Raw genomic sequence first — 19,365 nt, forward strand, 5'->3', positions numbered from 1 at the left:
CTCTGCGGCCGCCAAGCGCCGCGTATCGAGCACGGAGACGATGACCGACAGCCCCGAGGGCCCCTCTACGGCAGCGCAGGGCGCGCCGACCGGGACGAAGCCGCAACGGCGTCTGCCGTTCCTGACCCGCCTGTTCCGCCGCACCGCGCCGGAGACAGACACCGAACCTGCACAGCAAAGCGCGATGGAAGCGGCCTCCGAGGCCGGGGCGCGCGAGATGCTCCTCAACCTGCGCAAGATGCGCGACCTGCGGGTCGCCGACGTCGCCGTGCCGCGGGCGGACATCGTCGCCCTGCCCGCCGACGCGCCGCTCGACGAGATCATGGCCGCCTACCGCGAGAGCGGCTTCACGCGCCTGCCCGTCTATAACGAGACGCTGGACGACCCGCTGGGCTTTCTCCATCTCAAGGACATCGCGCTGCGCTACGGCTTCGGGGCCGAGGACGGGACGGAGGATCTGTCCTCCCTCCACCGCCGCATTCTCTTCGTGCCGCCGTCCATGCCGCTCGGCGCGCTCCTGCAGCGGATGCAGAACACCCGCATCCACATGGCGCTGGTGATCGACGAGTATGGCGGGGTCGACGGCCTCGTCACGATTGAGGACCTGCTGGAGGAGATCGTCGGCGAGATCGAGGACGAGCACGACATCGAGGAGGCCCGCATGTGGCGGGTCGAGGCGCCCGGCGTCTATGTCGCCAATGCCCGGGCCGAGCTCCCCGATTTCGAGCAGGCCGCGGGCGTCGATCTGCTGGCCGACGACCTTGATGAGGAGGTAGACACGCTGGGCGGCCTCGTCTTCATGCTCTCGGGCCGGGTGCCGGAGCGGGCGGAGGTGATCTGTCACCCCGACGGGCACGAGTTCGAGGTGATCGACGCCGATGCCCGCCGGATCAAACGCCTGCGCGTGCGCATCGGCGGGGCCGTCGCCGAACAGGCCGCCGCGGAGTGATCGCCGCCACCCTGCCCCGCCCCGCCGCCCGGCTTGCGGCGCTGAGCGGCCGTGCGCGCCTCGCGGTCGCCGCCGGCCTCGGCGCGACGCTTACGCTCGCACAGGCGCCGGTGTCGTTCTGGCCGATCTTCTTCCTCGCCCTGCCGCCGATCCTGTGGCTCTGGTCGGGGGCGGAGCGGGTGCGCGCCTCCTTCTGGATCGGCTGGGCGGTGGCGTTCGGCATGTTCCTCAGCGGCCTCTACTGGATCGCGGAGGCATTCCTCGTCGACATCGCCCGCCACGGCTGGATCATGCCCTTCGCCATCGGTGGGCTCTCGGCGGGGCTCGCGCTGTTCTGGGGTGCTGCCTTCGCACTGGCGCACCGGTTGGGCGGCAATCGCGGACCCGTGGGGCTGGTGGCCCTGATCGGCGCGCTGACGCTGGCGGAATACGCACGGACCTACGTGCTCACCGGCTTTCCCTGGGGGCTGGTCGCCTATGGCTGGCTGGAGACGCCGCTCGCCCAGCTTTCCGCCCATATCGGCCCGCATCTGCTGGGCGCGATGACGCTGGCCATCGGGGGCTTCGCCGCGTGGCGGGGGCGCGGCCAATGGCCGACGCTCGTGGCGATGGCGCTGTTCCTCGGCGGCTGGATGATCGGCCAGACCCGCATTCCGGAGGAGACCGCCCTGCGCGACGACGGCTTCACCGTCCGCGTCGTCCAGCCCAACGCCACCCAGCGCGAGAAATGGTCGCGCGAGGGGATGCCGGTCTTCTACAACCGGCTCATCGACGCCTCCCGCGGCGGCGACTACGACATCGTGCTCTGGCCCGAGGCCGCGGTGCCCCAGCGCATCGAGACCCCGGCCGTCCAGTTCCACGACCTGATCTATGCGTGGGAGGACGTGAGCTTCGCCACTGGTGGCCGCCCTGCGCTGGTCGGCGCCAATCGGATCGTGGAGGAGCCCGGCTGGCGCTCCTGGCACAACTCCCTCGCGCTGATCGGGCCGGGGGGCGAGATCCTCGATTTCTACGACAAGCACCACCTCGTGCCGGGCGGCGAGTTCATGCCCTTCCAGCGCACGGTCGCCCGCTGGGGGATCCGCGGCGTGGCGTCCTCGATCATGAGCCTCGGCGGCGGGATGAGCCACGGGCCGGGGCCGATGACCATGGCGCTCGGCGACCTGCCACGGGTCACACCGCTGATCTGCTACGAGGCGATCTTTCCGCATCAGGTGCGTCCGCCCGGCGAACGCTCCGAATGGATCGCCCACGTGACGAACGACGCCTGGTTCGGGTCGAGTGCGGGACCTTGGCAGCACCTCGCCCAAGCCCGCTTCCGCGCCATCGAGCAAGGGCTGCCGGTGGCCCGCTCGGCCAACACGGGCGTGTCGGCGGTGATCGATCCCTACGGCCGCGTGGTCTCCTCGCTGGGCATCGGCGAAACCGGCTTCGTTGAGGAGGTCCTGGCCGCTCCCCTCGCCGAACCCGCCTATCCGCGGACCGGCGACCTGCCGGGCATGCTGCTGATGCTGACGGCGCTGGCAGGCGCGGGGATCCTGAGGCGCGGGGCCAAGAGCTAACCGCGATGCCGTCATCCTCGGGCCCTGACCCGAGGATCTCCCCAATACATGAGATGGCCGGGTCAAGGCCGACCATGACACCCCCTCCACCGTCCCGGCCGCAGCGCCGGGACCGCTCGAAACGAAACGCTCCGCAGCGAGAGACCCCGGATCAGGTCCGAGGCGGTATCAAATCGAACGAATGTCACGCCCGGCGGCACCGCCGGGCGGCGCCCGGCCCTCCCCACGGGAGGGCGCTTTTGCGACGGACCAATCGGCACTACGGCAGCACGTTTTGCGAGAACGGCGCACCGCAGCACTGCTGCGCACGCGCCCACCCAGTGTCGGGCACCGCCCTCATCGAGCAGGGCTGCATAGCGCCCTCCACGTCGGCCGCAGCCCTCACCAATCCGGGAGCGCCGGTATCGGTCTTTAGTCGTAGACCGTCGCGCAGCCCCGATATCCCGGAAAACACCACCAACGATTCGCACCCCGCCATTCCAATGGGTTAATCCGTGATCACACTCGATTTTACTGTGATCACAAACCGCGATATTTCCCCGCATCCGTCTCTCCGGCGGACCAATTCAATTGAAAAACAAGGGGGCTCGGCATAGGGTCGCGGCTAATCGCGCCATGTTCCGGCGCGCTCATTCCGTGCCGCCTCGGGCACACATATCCGACCCACGGCGCCCACCGCCGCCGACGCGAAAGGACCGCTCCCATGAACATCCACGAGTATCAGGCGAAGCAGCTCCTCAAGGCCTATGGCGCCCCCGTCTCCGACGGCCGCGTCGTCCTGAAGGCGGAGGAAGCGAAGACCGCCGCCGGCGAGCTCGACGGTCCGCTCTGGGTGGTCAAGGCGCAGATCCACGCGGGCGGCCGCGGCAAGGGTCACTTCCAGGAGGAAGCCGCCGGCGAGAAGGGCGGTGTCCGCCTCGCAAAGTCTGTGGAGGAAGCCGCCGAGGAAGCGCAGAAGATGCTCGGCCGCACCCTCGTCACGCACCAGACCGGCCCCGCGGGCAAGCAGGTCAACCGCATCTATATCGAGGACGGCTCCGACATCGAGCGTGAGCTCTACCTGTCCATGCTCGTCGATCGCCAGACCTCCCGCATCTCCTTCGTCTGCTCGACCGAGGGCGGGATGGATATCGAGGAGGTCGCCGCCTCCACGCCCGAGAAGATCCTGAGCTTCGACGTCGACCCGGCCTCCGGCCTCTCCGGTTTCCACGGCCGCCAGGTCGCCTTCGGCCTTGGGCTCGAGGGTGCGCAGGTCAAGCAGTGCGTGAAGCTGGTCAACCAGCTCTACAAGCTTTTCGTGGAGAAGGATCTCGAGATGCTCGAGATCAACCCGCTGATCGTCACCGACAAGGGCGATCTGAAGTGCCTCGACTGCAAGATGGGCTTCGACGGCAACGCGCTCTACCGCCACTCCGACATCATGGCGCTGCGCGACGAGACGGAGGAGGACCCGAAGGAGCTCGCCGCCTCCAAGTTCGACCTCAACTACATCGCGCTCGACGGTGAGATCGGCTGCATGGTGAACGGCGCGGGCCTCGCCATGGCGACCATGGACATCATCAAGCTCTACGGAGCGGAGCCCGCCAACTTCCTCGACGTGGGCGGCGGTGCGACGAAGGAGAAGGTGACGGAAGCCTTCAAGATCATCACGTCCGACGACAACGTGAAGGGCATCCTCGTCAACATCTTCGGCGGCATCATGCGCTGCGACGTCATCGCCGAGGGCGTGATTGCCGCGGTGAAGGAAGTCGGCCTGCAGGTCCCCCTCGTCGTCCGGCTCGAAGGCACCAACGTGGAAAAGGGCAAGGAGATCATCGCGACCTCCGGCCTCGATGTGATCGCCGCCGACAACCTCGCCGACGCGGCCGAGAAGATCGTGAAGGCCGTCAAGGGGTGAAAACCGCTACGATGACATCGGCGACCGCTCCGGTGGAGCGGTCGAGGGCTGAACGGGCAAAGCCCTGGGTTCGTGGCGGTTCGGCACGGCCGATGAACGTTCCGGTGGAACGTTCAAGCCGCGAACGGGCGGAGCCCCGGACGTCGCTTGCTTTGGCACGCGCTGCAGTCTTGGCTACATGTTTCGCCGCACCGGCAGTCGCCGAGCCCTACTCCTTCACCGTGCCTGCCTTCAGCGCGATGGATGAAGCCTGCCTTGCTGAGCTGAATGCGAAGCTTGATCAGAGCTATCCGACCGTCGAAGGTTTCACCAACGACGCACCGGGCTTTGTCGACGTCGATGCGTCGTCGGTCACCTTGGCGACCTATGCGGGCATCGCATTCTCCTTCGACGACGGAGGTGTCACGCGAGGAACGGTCACCTGCATCTTCGACACGAAGAGCATCACGCTGACGCAGGTCGATGTGGTTCTGGAGGATCCGGGTTTTCCGACTGCTGCCGATCACCGCATGGCGGATGTGTTTGCCAGGATGTCGCCCGGCAGCGTTCGTAATACCGGCTTTTCCTGGACCGTAAACAATGACCGTTAAGATGCCTGCCCGCCTCTCACTGGCTGCCTGCTGGGTGCTCGCTCTCACCGCCTGTACCGCCGACGAGGGCGCCGTCGTTCTGCCCGAGCGCACGACCGCTTTCGTCGACAGTGCCGCGCGGGAGGTCTGTGTCGCGGGGATCACCGATTTCGACAGCCTGCACGAGCGGATGACCGGGGCGGGCTTCGACTTTTCCTACGCCGATGCCTTCGCGCGCTACTACACCGCGCGCGGCGGCGACGTGATCGCCTATTTCGGCAACTTCCAGAACGGCGACCGCTACTGCGTCGTCACCGCCAACCGGCTGACGGAGGAGGCGGCGACGCTGCTTGCATTCGACACGGTCCGGACCTCCAACGCCATCGTCAAGGAACCGGTCGAGGTCGATGCGCCCACCATCGGATCCGCCTGGTACCTGCGCGACGTGCGGGGCGAATACCTGATCGGCGTGCTGGAGACGACGCGCTACGCCACCTCCTGGCGCGGCGCGGGGATCGTGGCGATCGAACCGAGACAACCCGGCGGGTTTACCGACCCGTCCTGAGCGAACACCAACCGAGCGGAGAGCGCACATGGCCGTCCTCGTCAACGAAAACACAAAGGTGATCTGCCAGGGCCTGACCGGCTCGCAAGGGACCTTCCACTCCGAGCAGGCCATCGCCTACGGCACCAAGATGGTCGGCGGCGTCACGCCCGGGAAGGGCGGGACGGATCATATCGGCCTGCCGGTCTTCGACACGGTGGCCGAGGCGAAGCACGCGACGGACGCGAACGCGACCGCGATCTACGTGCCCCCGCCCTTCGCCGCCGACGCGATCCTCGAGGCGATCGACGCGGAGATGGAGCTGATCGTCTGCATCACCGAAGGCATCCCGGTGCTCGACATGATGAAGGTGAAGCGCGCGCTGGAGGGCTCGAAGTCCACACTGATCGGCCCGAACTGTCCGGGCGTCATCACGCCGGACGCCTGCAAGATCGGCATCATGCCGGGTCACATCCACAAGCGCGGCTCGGTCGGCGTCGTCTCCCGCTCCGGCACGCTGACCTACGAGGCGGTGGGTCAGACCTCGGCCGCGGGCCTTGGTCAGTCGACCTGCATCGGCATCGGCGGCGACCCGATCAAGGGGATGGAGCATATCGACGCGCTCGAGCTGCTGCTGGGCGATCCGGAGACCGAGAGCATCATCATGATCGGCGAGATCGGCGGGTCGGCCGAGGAGGAAGCCGCCCAGTTCTACGCCAACGAGGTGAAGGCCGGCCGCGGCAAGCCCATCGCGGGCTTCATCGCCGGCCGCACGGCCCCTCCGGGCCGCCGCATGGGCCACGCGGGTGCGATCATCGCCGGCGGCAAGGGCGGCGCCGAGGACAAGATCGAGGCCATGCGCTCGGCCGGTTTCGTGATCGCCGAGAGCCCCGCGGGCCTCGGCGAAGCGGTGCTGAAGGCGATCGGGAAGTAGGAGTATGCTCGACGGGCGCACAACTGAACTGAGGGCGGCGCCCGGCCCGAGGGTGGGCGAGAAGCGCCCGCCCTGGGGGGCGGGTCGGGCGCTGCCCGGCGGTGCCGCCGGGCCAGAGGTTTGAGCGAGGTGAACTGAACGATGGGACCACGAGAAGCCATAGTGACGTGCCTTTCGAGCCCGCTTCGCTTTTCTGGTCGGGCGGAGCGCTCCGAGTATTGGTGGTTTCTACCAGTCGGGCTCACGCTTCCCGCCGCAGCACTGCTATTGGGTGCATCGCTCCACCTTGAGGCAGCGCTCAGGCTCGCGCTCTTCGCCATAGCTGGACTGCCGCTTTTTGCCGTGACGATCCGGAGGGCGAAGGATACTGGGACCGCAATGGATCGCGTAGCATATCCAACGGCATGTCTGGTCGCTCTGATCGCGATGGTCTGTGTGTACGAAACCTACACAGCTTGGCTGGGAAGCGCTTTCCAGACGATCGACGGGCCCGCAGGTTTCGGCCTTATGCTTATTGCCGCTATCAGCGTTCCGACCTTGGTGGTCGCCATTCTGGCAGCGCTGATACACGGTTTGATCTTCGGGACGATGCTTTTCAGCCGGATGATCCTGCCATCGGATCCCGGGACCAATCGCTACGGCCCGCCGCCGCCCCATATCTTATCCCGAAATGGCCCGACGGGGCCGCAACCCGAGTAGAGGACGGACGCCGCCAACGACGCCCGGAGTTCGACAGATGACCGATCAGAGTTCCAACGACCAGTTTCACTCCTCCTCCTTCCTACAGGGGGCGAACGCGGAATATGTGGAGCAGCTCCACGCCCGCTATGCCTCCGATCCGGCGAGTGTCGACGAGAGCTGGCAGGCCTTCTTCCGCTCCCTTGACGAGGATCGGGACGCGCAGCGCAATGCCGACGGGCCGAGCTGGGCGCGCGCCGACTGGCCGCCCGTCCCCAACGGCGAGATGGTCGCCGCCCTGACCGGCGAGTGGGACGAGGCGCAGCCCGCCGACATCGCGAAGAAGGTCACGGCGAAGGCCAAGGAAAAGGGCGTCGAGCTTTCCGAAGCGCAGGTGCGCCAGGCGGTCACCGATTCCATCCGCGCGCTGATGCTGATCCGCGCCTACCGGATCCGCGGCCACCTCGCCGCTGATCTCGACCCGCTGCGGCTGGCCGAGCCCGAGGAGCATCCGGAGCTCAAACCCACCACCTACGGCTTCACCAAGGAAGACTACGACCGCCCGATCTTCCTCGACCACGTGCTGGGGCTGGAGGTCGCGAACCTCCGCCAGATCCTGGAGATCGTGAAGCGGACCTACTGCGGCACCTTCGCGCTCCAGTACATGCACATCTCCGATCCCGAACAGGCCGCCTGGCTGAAGGAGCGGATCGAGGGCTACGGCAAGGAGATCGCCTTCACCCGCGAGGGCCGCAAGGCGATCCTCAACAAGCTGGTGGAGGCCGAGGGCTTCGAGAAGTTCCTGCACGTGAAGTACACGGGCACCAAGCGCTTCGGCCTCGACGGCGGCGAGAGCCTGATCCCCGCCATGGAGCAGATCATCAAGCGCGGCGGCGCCCTCGGCGTGAAGGAGATCGTGGTCGGCATGCCCCACCGCGGGCGCCTCAGCGTGCTCGCCAACGTCATGGGCAAGCCCTACAAGGCGATCTTCAACGAGTTCCAGGGCGGCAGCTTCAAGCCGGACGAGGTCGAGGGCTCGGGCGACGTGAAGTACCACCTCGGCGCCTCCTCTGACCGGGAGTTCGACGGCAACGAGGTGCACCTGAGCCTGACCGCCAACCCCTCGCATCTGGAGGCGGTGAACCCGGTCGTCATCGGCAAGGCCCGCGCGAAGCAGGCCCAGCTCGGCGACATGGAGCGGACCACGGTCCTGCCGATCCTGCTGCACGGCGACGCGGCCTTCGCGGGCCAGGGCGTGGTGGCGGAGTGCTTCGGCCTCTCGGGGCTGAAGGGCCACCGCACCGGCGGCACGATCCATATCGTCGTGAACAACCAGATCGGCTTCACCACGAGCCCGCACAACTCCCGCTCCTCCCCCTACCCCACCGACATCGCGCTGATGGTGGAGGCGCCGATCTTCCACGTGAACGGAGACGATCCGGAGGCGGTGGTCCATGCCGCCAAGGTCGCGACCGAGTACCGGCAGAAGTTCGGCAAGGACGTGGTCATCGACATGTTCTGCTACCGCCGCTTCGGTCACAACGAGGGGGATGAACCGATGTTCACCCAGCCCCTCATGTACAAGGCGATCAAGAAGCAGAAGACGACGCTGCAGCTCTACACCGAGCGGCTGGTACAGGACGGCCTGATCCCCGAAGGCGAGATCGAGGATGCGAAGGCCGCCTTCCAGGCGCATCTGAACGAGCAGTTCGAGGCCGGCAAGGAGTTCCGCCCCAACAAGGCCGACTGGCTCGACGGCCGCTGGTCGCATCTGGAGCGGCGCGGGCAGGAATACCAGCGCGGCACCACCGCCGTGCCGATCGACAAGCTCAAGGAGGTCGGCGCCGCCCTCACCCGCCTGCCGGAGGGCTACACGCCGCACCGCACCGTCTCCCGCCTGCTCGACACCAAGAAGCAGATGATCGACACCGGCGAGGGGCTCGACTGGGCGACGGCCGAAGCGCTCGCCTTCGGTACGCTGCTGACCGAGGGCTATCCGGTGCGCCTCGCAGGTCAGGATTCGACCCGCGGCACCTTCTCCCAACGCCATTCGGGCATCATCGACCAGGCGACGGAGGAGCGGTATCTGCCCCTCAACCACATCGCGTCCGACCAGGCGCAGTACGAGGTGGTGGACTCCATGCTCTCGGAATACGCGGTGCTTGGCTTCGAGTACGGCTACAGCCTCGCCGAGCCCAACGCGCTGGTCCTGTGGGAAGCGCAGTTCGGCGATTTCGCCAACGGCGCGCAGATCATGATCGACCAGTTCATCTCGTCGGGGGAGAGCAAGTGGCTGCGCATGTCCGGCCTCGTCATGCTGCTGCCCCACGGCTACGAGGGCCAGGGGCCGGAGCACTCATCGGCGCGGCTGGAGCGGTTCCTGCAGCTCTGCGGCCAGGACAACTGGATCGTGGCGAACTGCACGACGCCTGCCAACTACTTCCACATCCTGCGCCGCCAGCTCCACCGCTCGTTCCGCAAGCCGCTGGTGCTGATGACGCCCAAGTCGCTGCTGCGCCACAAGTCGGCCGTCAGCACGCTGGAGGAGATGGCGGAGGGCTCGTCCTTCCACCGCGTGCTCTGGGACGACGCGCAGCTCGGCCGCTCCGAGCTGACGCTGAAGCCCGACGACAAGATCAAGCGCGTCGTCATCTGCTCGGGCAAGGTCTACTACGACCTCTTGGCCGCGCGCGACGAGCAGGGCCTCGACGACGTCTACCTCATGCGGCTGGAGCAGTTCTATCCGTTCCCCGCCCAGTCGATGAGCCAGGAGCTCGGCCGCTTCACCCAGGCCGAGATCGTGTGGTGCCAGGAAGAGCCGAAGAACCAGGGCGCCTGGAGCTTCGTCGAACCCAACATCGAATGGGTGCTGAGCCGCGTGAACGCCAAGCACGGCCGCGCCCGCTATGCCGGCCGCCACGCCTCGGCCTCACCCGCGACCGGCCTCGCCTCCCAGCACAAGAACGAACAGGAAGCGCTCGTGAACGACGCCCTGACCGGAGAAGGCTGAGAGCAATGAGCCTGCAGCAAGAACGGGAATACTTGGCACGGCTGGAGGCATCGTCTCCGGTCGTGGGGCCTGTTCGGCTATGGTCCCAGTGGCTGGAACTTCAGATCGAGACCATCGATGGCGAGCGCGCGTCGATCGAGTCCGGTGGTCCGATCCGGTTCCTGAAGGACGACAAGGAAGACCGCTTTCAGGCGCCCCTCGATGATCTGGAGGCCGCCATTCCAGCCCGCATCTTCCGCTGCGAAGGTGAGACAGTTACCCGCTTTGAACTTAGCGAAACCTTTCTGCGCATAGAGCTGACCAGTTCGGAGATCACTTGCTTTCCGAGCGTCTCGCCCGAAACCTTGAGTTTCGGTCCGGCTGGTGGCGGCGCGAGGTACACCCCTTGGTAAGAAGGCAAACAACATGAGCACCGAAGTCCGCGTCCCCGCCCTGGGTGAAAGCGTCACCGAGGCCACCGTCGCCACCTGGTTCAAGAAACCCGGGGAGGCGGTCGAGACCGACGAGATGATCGCCGAGCTCGAGACCGACAAGGTCACGGTCGAGGTGCCCGCGCCGGCCGCCGGCACCCTGTCCGAGATCGTGGTGCAGGAGGGTGAGACGGTCGGCCCCGACGCCCTGCTCGCCACCATCGCCGAAGGCGCCTCCGCCGGGGCCGAGGACGTGAAGCCGCGCAGCGAGAAGGCCTCCGAAGGGGTTGCGCGCAGTGCCGCCAAGGCGGAAGCGGACGCCGATGCCGCCCGCTCCGGCGGGGAGAAGGTCGACGTCATGGTCCCCGCCCTCGGCGAATCCGTGACGGAAGCGACCGTCGCGAGCTGGTTCAAGAAGGTCGGAGACGTGGTCGAAGCCGATGAGATGATCGCCGAGCTGGAGACCGACAAGGTCTCCGTCGAGGTGCCGGCCCCCGTGGGCGGCGTCATCGCGGAGCTGATCGCCGAGGAAGGCGCCACGGTCGGCGCCGACGCGAAGCTCGCCATCATCACGGCCGGTGCGACCTCCGCCCCCACCACGAAACCGGCGGCCGAGGCTCCGGCGGCAGCACCTGCCTCCGGCGGCAAGGATGTGGAGGACGCGCCGTCGGCCAAGAAGCTGATGGCCGAGCGTGGCCTCACCCCCGATCAGGTCAACGGCACCGGCCGCGACGGCCGCATCATGAAGGAGGACGTGCTGCGTGCGCCCTCCGCCCCCGCCGAGGCACCGGCCCCCGCCCAGGCGCCCCGCGCCCCGGTCCCGGCCGACGATGCGGCCCGCGAAGAGCGGGTGAAGATGACCCGCCTGCGCCAGACCATCGCGCGGCGCCTCAAGGACGCGCAGAACACCGCGGCGATGCTGACCACCTATAACGAGGTGGACATGTCCGCGGTCATGGACCTGCGCAAGAAGTACAAGGACGAGTTCGAGAAGAAGCACGGCGTCCGCCTCGGCTTCATGTCCTTCTTCACCAAGGCGTGCTGCCACGCCCTCGTCGAAGTGCCCGAGGTGAATGCGGAGATCGACGGCACCGACATCGTCTACAAGAAGTTCGTGCATATGGGCATCGCCACCGGCACGCCCACGGGCCTCGTCGTGCCGGTCGTGCGCGACGCGGACAGCCTCAGCTTCGCGGGCATCGAGAAGAAGATCGGCGAGCTCGGCAAGCGCGCGCGCGACGGCAAGCTCTCCATGGCCGACATGCAGGGCGGCACCTTCACGATCTCGAACGGCGGCGTCTACGGCTCGCTGATGTCCTCGCCCATCCTCAACCCGCCGCAATCGGGCATCCTGGGCATGCACAAGATCCAGGAGCGCCCGGTGGTCGTGAACGGCCAGATTGTCATCCGCCCGATGATGTACCTCGCGCTCAGCTACGATCACCGCATCGTGGACGGCAAGGGGGCCGTGACCTTCCTCGTGCGCGTCAAAGAGGCACTGGAGGATCCGCAGCGCCTGCTGATGGACCTCTGAGCCTACGATGGCTTGCCACCTGCACATCCGGCCAGCAAAAAGGCGCTGCCCTGTGGGGAGGGCAGCGCCAGTGCCGAAGGCAGGGGGGATGCGCACGCCCGGTGGGGCGGGTCGGGCGCTGCCCGGAGGGACCGGGCTGATCGGTCAATGGCAGTGGTAGGTGCCACGTCGATGGTCGTTGTGACAGCCTTGACTGTTGAGGCCACCGCCATGCCGGACCTCCGCTTCGGATACGGCAATTGGAGTATCGAATGAATACGCATGGCCGGCGGCTCCGACAGACATCGAAGCGATCGCGGAAATGACCAGAACTAGCCTCATGAAACTCTCCCTTTCGAAACTTTTATTATTAGTTAATAAAAGTTAATTTACAGGGAACTTCTGCAGTGTCGCTTTCTAATTGTTTAAAAATGACCTCAACTTTAAGCTGAGAACATGCCCCCCGAACTCACCGTCCTCGCCCTTGCCGGCCTTCTGCATATCGCGCACCTCGCGCTGTTCTCCGTCACCGCCAATGCGCAGGTCGGAATGAAGCAGACGATGGGTCCGCGCGACGGCGGGCTCGGCCTCACCGGCATCGCCGGACGCGCGCAGCGGGCGGAGCAGAACCATATCGACGGGCTTACCCTCTTTGCCGTTGCCGTGATCGTCGTGACGCTGGGCGAGGCCACCTCGCCACTCACCACGACCTGCGCCTGGGTGTATCTCGCGTCCCGCATTGCCTACATCCCGGTCTACGCATTCGGCGTTCCCCTGATCCGCAGCGTCGTCTGGGGCGCGGGGTATCTCGCCACGATGCTGATGCTGGTCGCGGCCCTGCTGTGATCCGCCGGATCGTCATAAGTGGGGCTCTGCTTGTTGCCCTGACCGCCGGCGGACTGCTCTATGGCCAGGTCGCCGCGCGCACCGCCTCCGGCACGCCACCGCCGATGGCACCCGTCGCCGATCAGGCCGATCTCGTGCGGGTCGACAAGTCGGACAGGCGCCTAGAGCTTCTGCGCGACGGCGCCGTCATCGCGGCCTACGACATCTCCCTCGGCGCCGCGCCGGACGGCCACAAGCGGCAGGAGGGGGACGAGCGCACGCCGGAGGGCCGTTATGTCATCGACTGGCGCAATCCGAACTCGATCGCGCATCTCAGCCTGCATATCTCCTACCCGAATGCCGACGACGTGGCGCAGGCGGCCGCGGCCGGTGTCTCGCCGGGCGGGAATATCATGATCCACGGGCTGCCCAACGGCTTCGGCATCCTCGGTCGCCTTCACCTGCTGGTCGACTGGACGGATGGCTGCATCGCCGTGACGGATGCGGAGATGCGGGAGATCTGGTCCCGCGTGCCCAACGGCACACCCATCGAGCTGCGCGGATGACGCCCCGCACCCGTTTACCTTTTGCGACCCGGCGCCACCTTGTGAGGCGCCCGCTGCACGCATGTCATACGCAAATCATACGCCGCGGATCGGCGTTAACGTATCAAGGAGAGACCCATGGCCGAGTATGATGTCATCGTGATCGGAGCCGGTCCCGGCGGCTATGTCTGCGCCATCCGCTGCGCCCAGCTCGGCCTCAAAACCGCCTGCGTCGAGGGGCGCGAAACGCTCGGCGGCACCTGCCTCAACGTTGGCTGCATCCCGTCGAAGGCGATGCTCCATGCCTCCGAGCTCTACCACGAAGCCACTGACAATTTTGCGAAAATGGGCCTGATGGGCAAGGCGCCATCGGTCGATCTTCCGAAGATGCTGGAATACAAACAGTCCACCGTGAAGTCGAACACGGACGGTATCGAGTTCCTGTTCAAGAAGAACAAGATCGACTGGATCAAGGGCTACGGCAAGATCACGGCTCCGGGCGAAGTGCTGGTCGGCAACGAGACGCACAAGGCGAAAAACATCGTGATCGCAACGGGTTCCGAGGCGGCAAGCCTGCCCGGCGTCGAGGTCGACGAGAAGGTCGTCGTCACCTCCACCGGCGCGCTGGAGCTCAAGAAGGTGCCCGGCAAGATGGTCGTCATCGGCGGTGGTGTGATCGGGCTGGAGCTCGGCTCGGTCTACTCCCGCCTCGGCTCCGAAGTCACCGTGATCGAGTTCATGGACCACATCATCCCAGGCTCGGACGCCGAAATCTCCAAGCAGTTCCTGAAGATGCTGAAGAAACAGGGGCTTAACTTCGAGCTGAACTGCGCCGTGCAGGGCACCGAGGTGAAGAACAACAAGGCGAAGGTCACCTACAAGAGCCGCAAGGACGACAGCGAGCACGTGATCGACGCGGACATCGTGCTGCTCGCCACCGGTCGCCGCCCCTATACCGACGCGCTGGGTCTCGAAGATCTGGGCATCGAGATGGAGCGCGGCATGGTCAAGACCAACGGCCACTGGAAGACCAACGTCGACGGCATCTACGCCATCGGCGACGTGATCGCGGGCCCGATGCTCGCCCACAAGGCCGAAGACGAGGGCATGGCGGTGGCCGAGACCATCGCGGGCCAGCGCGGCCATGTTAACTACGGGGTCATCCCTAGCGTGATATACACCCACCCCGAAGTCGCCAATGTCGGCGCGACGGAGGAGCAGCTCAAGGAGGAGGGCCGCAAGTACAAGGTCGGCAAGTTCCCCTTCATGGGCAACGCACGGGCGAAGTCGCATTTCGCAGGCGAGGGCTTCGTGAAGCTGCTGGCCGATGCGGAGACGGACCGGATCCTCGGCGCCCATGTCATCGGCCCGATGGCGGGCGACCTGATCCACGAGGTCTGCGTCGCGATGGAGTTCGGCGCCGCGGCCGAGGATCTCGCCCGCACCTGCCACGCGCACCCGACCTTCTCCGAAGCGATGCGCGAGGCGGCCCTCGCCTGCGGCGACGGCGCGATCCACGCCTGAGCCCTAGGGGACGACACGACGCCGGGCCGACGCGGCCCGGTGCATCGCCCGATCAGACAAGCGCACGTCTGGTCTGCCGGTAAACTGGCTTGTCGCTTCAGGAACGAGACTGTGGCGCCATCCGGCGCCAACGCGGACTACGCCCTCACCGCCCGCCAGGCAGGATGTCGAGCCCCGAGCTCCAGACCGCGTAGTAGAACGGCAGCATCGGGAGTGCTGCGGCCAGCACGAAGGGCACCAGCCGGAACGACTTCGAGAGCCCCGCGAGCAGCGCGATCCCCCCGGCCCCGCCGAGCAGCACATTGCCCGGCGCCACCGCCACCAGCGATACCGCGAGATAGCGCCAGCGGATCAGCCGGCGGACCCAGAGGCGGGAGCCCAGCAGCCCCGCCAGCCGCTGCCGGTCGGTCATCGGCGTGCCGGGGTCGAGGAACGGGATCCGGTCCTCCATCCGCAACCGCCTCAGGAGTGGCGCAATCCGCGCGGGCGGCACGCTCCGCCCCACGGTGAAGGCGAGCAGCATGCCGACCACGCTCGCCCCCCAGACCCAGAACGCCACCTTTGCCCCGAACAGCACCATGATCGCGATGCCCAGCGTGACGCCCGGCACGAAGGGAATCGCGACCATCAGCGCATAGATCACGATCAGGAACGGGAAGTATTCGCGCAGGATATTGATGCTGCGCACGAAGGCGCGAAAGGCCGGCAGGCCGAAGTACTCGGCCACGCCCATCAGTACGGTAAAGGCGGCGAAACCATAAATGAGCACCCGCGAGGTGCTGCGCCGCGGGCTCAGAGGCAGCCCGCGCTGGCTCTCGTCAGGTTCGATCGTCATGGGCGCCGCGCGCCAGCTCGGCCACGAAGGACAGCACGTCGGCCGCACTCTCGCCCCGGCCGAGCCGGTCCACGATGGCGGAACCCACGACCACGCCGTCCGCGACCTTCGCCATCTCGGCCGCGGCCTGCGGCGTCTTGATCCCGAAGCCGACGCAGACCGGCAGATCGGTCGCGGCCTTGATCCGCGCGATCTCCGGTCCGACCTTTGCGGCGTTGGCCTCCGCCGAGCCGGTGATGCCAGTGATCGAGACGTAGTACACAAAGCCCGAGGTGTTCTGCAGCACCGCGGGCAGCCGCCGGTCGTCGGTGGTGGGCGTGGCGAGGCGAATGAAGTTGAGCCCCGCCTCCTGCGCGGGGAGGCACAGCTCCGCATCCTCCTCCGGCGGCAGGTCGACGACGATCAGTCCGTCGATGCCGGCCTCGGCGGCCTCCTTCAGGAAGACGTCGACACCCTTCGAGAAGATCGGGTTGTAATAGCCCATCAGCACGATCGGCGTGGTGTCATCGCGCACGCGGAAGTCGCGCACCATCGTGAGCGTCCGGTCGAGGGTCATCCCCGCCTCCAGCGCCCGCTGGCCCGCAAGCTGGATCGCCGGGCCATCGGCCATCGGGTCGGTGAACGGCATCCCGATCTCGATCACGTCGACACCCGCGCCCGGCAGGCCCGCCAGCACCTCGGCACTCGTCTCGGGCGAGGGATCGCCCGCCATCACGAAGGCGACGAAGGCCGTGCGGTTCTGTTTCGCGAGCTGGGCGAACTTGGCGTCGATGCGGGTCATGGGGCCTCTGGCGGAAGTCGTATCGTGACCCTGATAAAGAAGCCCGATCCGCTTGACCAGCGGACCGGGCCTATTCAGCTGCGAAAGCAGCGTATTGCCTCAGTCGTCCGACGGTACGCCGGGCCGATCGGCATCGTCCGTATCGTTGGGATCGCAATCGTCATTGGTGGGAATGCAGCCGCTCTGCGTCGGCACCTGCGCGAGGACCGCCTGAGGCGCGGCGAAAGCGACGAGGGCAAGGATAAAAGCAAGTATTTTCATGAGACTAACTCCGGGGTGAACCTAAGACTCCAGAAACCCCAGACATCACCATCGGTTCCGCCCTGCGCGGCGGCATGCCGCAGATCACGGGCAACGCCACCGCGGCCGCCATCATCATGCAGCGCGACGCACCGTCCTGCGTCAGTCGAGCAGGATCGAGGCGAGGCCGATGACGGCGATGATGTCGCCGGTCCGGTCCGAAACGCGCACCACCTGATTGTCGATGATGACGTAGCGCTCGCCATCACGCAGGGGCGGCAGGTTGTAGCGCCCGTAGTCGCGGATGACGCGGTAGTCGTCGCGGTCGTAACGCACCCCCGGCTCGCACCAGCCCTTGCGCGCGTGGCCGGGCGGACAGTGCGACGGCTGCGCCCAGGCCACATGCGGTGCGATCACGGCAGCGGCGACGGCCGTCAGAAGGATGCGTTTCATGGTCTTGCCCCCAAGCTTAGCGTGTATCACCTCAACATGGCATCCGAAGCCCGGGTTCCCCGGCACCGCCTCGCGCCCCGAGACCGTTGCACCCATGACGCGAAAAGGGCGCGCCCTGCGGCCCGCCCTTCTTCTTTGTCCAAATACGCAAATCCCGCGGCGCGCCGCGGGGTGTCGCGGTTCAGTCCTTGCGGAAGAACTTGTTCTCGCGCGGCTTGCCGTCCCAGCCGGTCTTGCCGCGGGGGCGGTCGTCGCGGTCGCCGCCGCGATCGTCGCGGCCTTTCCAGCCGCCGCGATCGCCACCCTTGTTGAAGCCGCCCCGGTCGCCGCCCTTGTTGAAGCCGCCGGGCTTGCCGCGATCGCCGCGGTTGTTCTCCTCGCGATGCTCCCACTTCTTCAGGAGCACGCTGTTGAACGTGTCGCGCCCGATCACGCCCTCGTTGCACCAGACGGTGGAGACCATGTCCCCGTCCACGCCCTCGACCGCCATGCGCATCGAACCTGCGGTCAGCACGACGATGTCGCCGATCTGATAGTCAGCCATTTTCACAATCAATCCTAATGCGGGGCCTGTAACCCCTTTGGTTCAGATCTCGACGCCGAGCGCTTCTGCCACGGTGAAGATATCCTTGTCGCCCCGGCCGCACATGTTCATCACCAGCAGGTGATCGCTCGGCAGGTCCGGTGCAAGCTTGGCTACATGCGCCAAAGCGTGGCTGGGTTCAAGGGCCGGAATGATGCCTTCGGTGGTGCAGCAGAGCTGGAAGGCGTCGAGCGCCTCCCGATCGGTGACGGAGACGTACTCCACCCGCCCGATATCGTGGAGCCAGGAGTGCTCGGGCCCGATGCCGGGATAGTCGAGGCCCGCGCTGATCGAGTGCCCTTCGATGATCTGACCATCCGCGTCCTGCAAGAGGTAGGTCCGGTTGCCGTGCAGCACGCCGGGCCGTCCGCCGGTCAGCGAGGCGGCGTGCTCCATCTTCTCATCGACACCGTGGCCCCCGGCCTCGACCCCGATGATGCGCACGCCCTCGTCATCGAGGAACGGGTGGAAGAGACCCATGGCGTTGGAGCCGCCGCCGATGCAGGCGACGAGGCTGTCGGGCAGGCGGCCCTCCCGCTCCATCATCTGCGCCTTCGTCTCCTTGCCGATGATCGACTGGAAGTCGCGGACCATGGCCGGATAGGGGTGCGGTCCCGCCACGGTGCCGATGCAGTAGAAGGTGCTCTCCACGTTGGTGACCCAGTCGCGCAGCGCCTCGTTCATCGCGTCCTTCAGCGTGCCGCGGCCCGAGGTCACGGGGATCACCTTGGCGCCCAACAGGTTCATGCGGAAGACGTTGGGCTTCTGCCGCTCCACGTCCGTCGCGCCCATGAAGACGATGCACTCCAGCCCGAAGCGCGCGCAGACCGTCGCGGTCGCCACGCCGTGCTGGCCCGCCCCCGTCTCCGCGATGATGCGCTTCTTGCCCATGCGGCGGGCGAGCAGGATCTGGCCCAGCACGTTGTTGATCTTGTGCGCACCGGTGTGGTTGAGCTCGTCGCGCTTGAGGTAGACCTTCGCCCCGCCGAACCGCTCCGTCAGCCGCTCGGCGTAGTAGAGCGGCGAGGGGCGGCCGACATAGTGCTTCCACAGGTCGTCCATCTCGGCCCAGAAGTCCGGATCGGTCTTCGCCTTCTCGTACTCGGCCTCGAGGTCGAGGATCAACGGCATCAGTGTCTCGGACACGAAGCGGCCGCCGAACTGGCCGAAGCGGCCCTGCGCGTCGGGGCCGGCGCTGAAGGAGTTGGGCGCGTGGCGGGTCATCTCAACCTCCCGGATGTGCGGATTGCAGCTTTCTATCGCGGGGTTTGGGGGCCGTCGATGGGGCGCGACGTTCTGTCAGCCGGTTCCGCAAAAAAATGTCCCTTGCAGATGCAACCATTTGCGAAATCGGAGCGTTGCTAGAACATCGGAAGGATATGCAGCCTGTATCACTCTGTCCCTGATACAGCCTCACCTCTCGATAGACGGGTCGGTGGTGCGTCCCGTCGCGTGTGGAACACTCTACATGTCCCTTGCGCCGCCCATCTCACCCAGAGATGTGGCGGCGCTT

19 protein-coding genes are annotated in these 19,365 nt (G+C 66.6%); 13 read left to right on the forward strand and 6 right to left on the reverse strand.

The window, feature by feature from the left end; genetic code table 11:
• Positions 1-40: 40 nt before the first annotated feature.
• The 13 genes from I0K15_RS05595 to lpdA all read left to right on the forward strand — a co-directional run bounded on the left by I0K15_RS05595 (position 41) and on the right by lpdA (position 14,960).
• On the forward strand, positions 41-949 hold the full coding sequence (locus I0K15_RS05595) for a hemolysin family protein (RefSeq protein ID WP_196104413.1): 909 nt from the start codon (positions 41-43) through the stop codon (positions 947-949).
• Entirely contained in the window at positions 946-2,511 is a 1,566-nt protein-coding gene (gene lnt / locus I0K15_RS05600) for an apolipoprotein N-acyltransferase (RefSeq protein WP_196104414.1), read from the forward strand. The genes I0K15_RS05595 and lnt overlap by 4 nt, the downstream gene beginning before the upstream one ends.
• A 703-nt stretch (positions 2,512-3,214) precedes the next feature.
• Positions 3,215-4,408, forward strand: a complete 1,194-nt coding sequence (gene sucC / locus I0K15_RS05605; RefSeq protein WP_196104415.1) for an ADP-forming succinate--CoA ligase subunit beta — start codon at positions 3,215-3,217, stop codon at positions 4,406-4,408.
• Between the two features lie 11 nt (positions 4,409-4,419).
• A complete protein-coding gene (locus tag I0K15_RS05610) occupies positions 4,420-4,998 on the forward strand; it encodes a hypothetical protein (protein WP_196104416.1) in 579 nt (192 codons plus the stop codon).
• Positions 4,988-5,542: a hypothetical protein gene (locus tag I0K15_RS05615; protein WP_196104417.1), complete on the forward strand. Its 555-nt coding sequence runs from the start codon at positions 4,988-4,990 to the stop codon at positions 5,540-5,542. Before I0K15_RS05610 ends, I0K15_RS05615 begins: the two co-directional genes overlap by 11 nt.
• A 28-nt stretch (positions 5,543-5,570) precedes the next feature.
• A complete protein-coding gene (sucD, locus tag I0K15_RS05620; protein ID WP_196104418.1) occupies positions 5,571-6,455 on the forward strand; it encodes a succinate--CoA ligase subunit alpha in 885 nt (294 codons plus the stop codon).
• A gap of 141 nt (positions 6,456-6,596) precedes the next feature.
• Entirely contained in the window at positions 6,597-7,154 is a 558-nt protein-coding gene (locus I0K15_RS21255; RefSeq protein ID WP_196104419.1) for a DUF805 domain-containing protein, read from the forward strand.
• A 37-nt stretch (positions 7,155-7,191) separates the two neighbouring features.
• Complete coding sequence (locus I0K15_RS05630) at positions 7,192-10,143, forward strand: 2-oxoglutarate dehydrogenase E1 component (RefSeq protein WP_196104420.1); 2,952 nt, start codon at positions 7,192-7,194, stop codon at positions 10,141-10,143.
• A gap of 5 nt (positions 10,144-10,148) precedes the next feature.
• Positions 10,149-10,535, forward strand: coding sequence for a hypothetical protein (locus I0K15_RS05635; RefSeq protein ID WP_196104421.1), 387 nt, complete (start codon positions 10,149-10,151; stop codon positions 10,533-10,535).
• A gap of 13 nt (positions 10,536-10,548) precedes the next feature.
• The gene (odhB, locus tag I0K15_RS05640; protein WP_196104422.1) at positions 10,549-12,087 is read left to right on the forward strand and encodes a 2-oxoglutarate dehydrogenase complex dihydrolipoyllysine-residue succinyltransferase; all 1,539 of its coding nucleotides are present in this window, start codon (positions 10,549-10,551) and stop codon (positions 12,085-12,087) included.
• 435 nt (positions 12,088-12,522) lie between these two features.
• On the forward strand, positions 12,523-12,912 hold the full coding sequence (locus I0K15_RS05645) for an MAPEG family protein (protein WP_196104423.1): 390 nt from the start codon (positions 12,523-12,525) through the stop codon (positions 12,910-12,912).
• Positions 12,909-13,457 (forward strand): L,D-transpeptidase family protein, encoded by a 549-nt coding sequence (locus I0K15_RS05650; protein ID WP_196104424.1) that lies wholly within the window; start codon positions 12,909-12,911, stop codon positions 13,455-13,457. Before I0K15_RS05645 ends, I0K15_RS05650 begins: the two co-directional genes overlap by 4 nt.
• A 117-nt stretch (positions 13,458-13,574) precedes the next feature.
• Positions 13,575-14,960 carry a dihydrolipoyl dehydrogenase gene (gene lpdA, locus I0K15_RS05655; protein ID WP_196104425.1) on the forward strand — a complete coding sequence of 462 codons (1,386 nt, stop codon included), beginning with the start codon at positions 13,575-13,577 and terminating at the stop codon, positions 14,958-14,960.
• 145 nt (positions 14,961-15,105) lie between these two features.
• On the opposite strand, the gene I0K15_RS05660 is transcribed toward lpdA, so the two are convergent.
• From I0K15_RS05660 to trpB, 6 genes are all read right to left on the reverse strand, one after another.
• Positions 15,106-15,795, reverse strand: a complete 690-nt coding sequence (locus tag I0K15_RS05660) for a TVP38/TMEM64 family protein (protein ID WP_196104426.1) — start codon at positions 15,793-15,795, stop codon at positions 15,106-15,108.
• Positions 15,779-16,576: a tryptophan synthase subunit alpha gene (gene trpA / locus I0K15_RS05665; RefSeq protein ID WP_196104427.1), complete on the reverse strand. Its 798-nt coding sequence runs from the start codon at positions 16,574-16,576 to the stop codon at positions 15,779-15,781. Before trpA ends, I0K15_RS05660 begins: the two co-directional genes overlap by 17 nt.
• Before the next feature lie 99 nt (positions 16,577-16,675).
• Complete coding sequence (locus I0K15_RS05670) at positions 16,676-16,837, reverse strand: hypothetical protein (RefSeq protein WP_196104428.1); 162 nt, start codon at positions 16,835-16,837, stop codon at positions 16,676-16,678.
• Between the two features lie 141 nt (positions 16,838-16,978).
• Positions 16,979-17,269, reverse strand: coding sequence for an RcnB family protein (locus tag I0K15_RS05675; RefSeq protein ID WP_196104429.1), 291 nt, complete (start codon positions 17,267-17,269; stop codon positions 16,979-16,981).
• Positions 17,270-17,450: 181 nt separating this feature from the next.
• On the reverse strand, positions 17,451-17,813 hold the full coding sequence (locus tag I0K15_RS05680; protein WP_196104430.1) for a hypothetical protein: 363 nt from the start codon (positions 17,811-17,813) through the stop codon (positions 17,451-17,453).
• Between the two features lie 42 nt (positions 17,814-17,855).
• A complete protein-coding gene (gene trpB / locus I0K15_RS05685) occupies positions 17,856-19,076 on the reverse strand; it encodes a tryptophan synthase subunit beta (protein ID WP_196104431.1) in 1,221 nt (406 codons plus the stop codon).
• Positions 19,077-19,365: the final 289 nt, after the last annotated feature.

Origin of the sequence: Pontivivens ytuae (assembly GCF_015679265.1) — a bacterium.
Lineage (GTDB): Bacteria > Pseudomonadota > Alphaproteobacteria > Rhodobacterales > Rhodobacteraceae > Pontivivens > Pontivivens ytuae.

Coding starts and splice junctions, on each gene's coding strand:
- I0K15_RS05595 (WP_196104413.1), top strand. CDS start 41: ATGACCGACAGCCCCGAGGGCCCCTCTACGGCAGCGCAGGGCGCGCCG.
- sucC (WP_196104415.1), top strand. CDS start 3,215: ATGAACATCCACGAGTATCAGGCGAAGCAGCTCCTCAAGGCCTATGGC.
- I0K15_RS05610 (WP_196104416.1), top strand. CDS start 4,420: ATGACATCGGCGACCGCTCCGGTGGAGCGGTCGAGGGCTGAACGGGCA.
- I0K15_RS05615 (WP_196104417.1), top strand. CDS start 4,988: ATGACCGTTAAGATGCCTGCCCGCCTCTCACTGGCTGCCTGCTGGGTG.
- sucD (WP_196104418.1), top strand. CDS start 5,571: ATGGCCGTCCTCGTCAACGAAAACACAAAGGTGATCTGCCAGGGCCTG.
- I0K15_RS21255 (WP_196104419.1), top strand. CDS start 6,597: ATGGGACCACGAGAAGCCATAGTGACGTGCCTTTCGAGCCCGCTTCGC.
- I0K15_RS05630 (WP_196104420.1), top strand. CDS start 7,192: ATGACCGATCAGAGTTCCAACGACCAGTTTCACTCCTCCTCCTTCCTA.
- I0K15_RS05635 (WP_196104421.1), top strand. CDS start 10,149: ATGAGCCTGCAGCAAGAACGGGAATACTTGGCACGGCTGGAGGCATCG.
- odhB (WP_196104422.1), top strand. CDS start 10,549: ATGAGCACCGAAGTCCGCGTCCCCGCCCTGGGTGAAAGCGTCACCGAG.
- I0K15_RS05645 (WP_196104423.1), top strand. CDS start 12,523: ATGCCCCCCGAACTCACCGTCCTCGCCCTTGCCGGCCTTCTGCATATC.
- lpdA (WP_196104425.1), top strand. CDS start 13,575: ATGGCCGAGTATGATGTCATCGTGATCGGAGCCGGTCCCGGCGGCTAT.
- I0K15_RS05660 (WP_196104426.1), bottom strand. CDS start 15,795: ATGACGATCGAACCTGACGAGAGCCAGCGCGGGCTGCCTCTGAGCCCG.
- trpA (WP_196104427.1), bottom strand. CDS start 16,576: ATGACCCGCATCGACGCCAAGTTCGCCCAGCTCGCGAAACAGAACCGC.
- I0K15_RS05670 (WP_196104428.1), bottom strand. CDS start 16,837: ATGAAAATACTTGCTTTTATCCTTGCCCTCGTCGCTTTCGCCGCGCCT.
- I0K15_RS05675 (WP_196104429.1), bottom strand. CDS start 17,269: ATGAAACGCATCCTTCTGACGGCCGTCGCCGCTGCCGTGATCGCACCG.
- I0K15_RS05680 (WP_196104430.1), bottom strand. CDS start 17,813: ATGGCTGACTATCAGATCGGCGACATCGTCGTGCTGACCGCAGGTTCG.
- trpB (WP_196104431.1), bottom strand. CDS start 19,076: ATGACCCGCCACGCGCCCAACTCCTTCAGCGCCGGCCCCGACGCGCAG.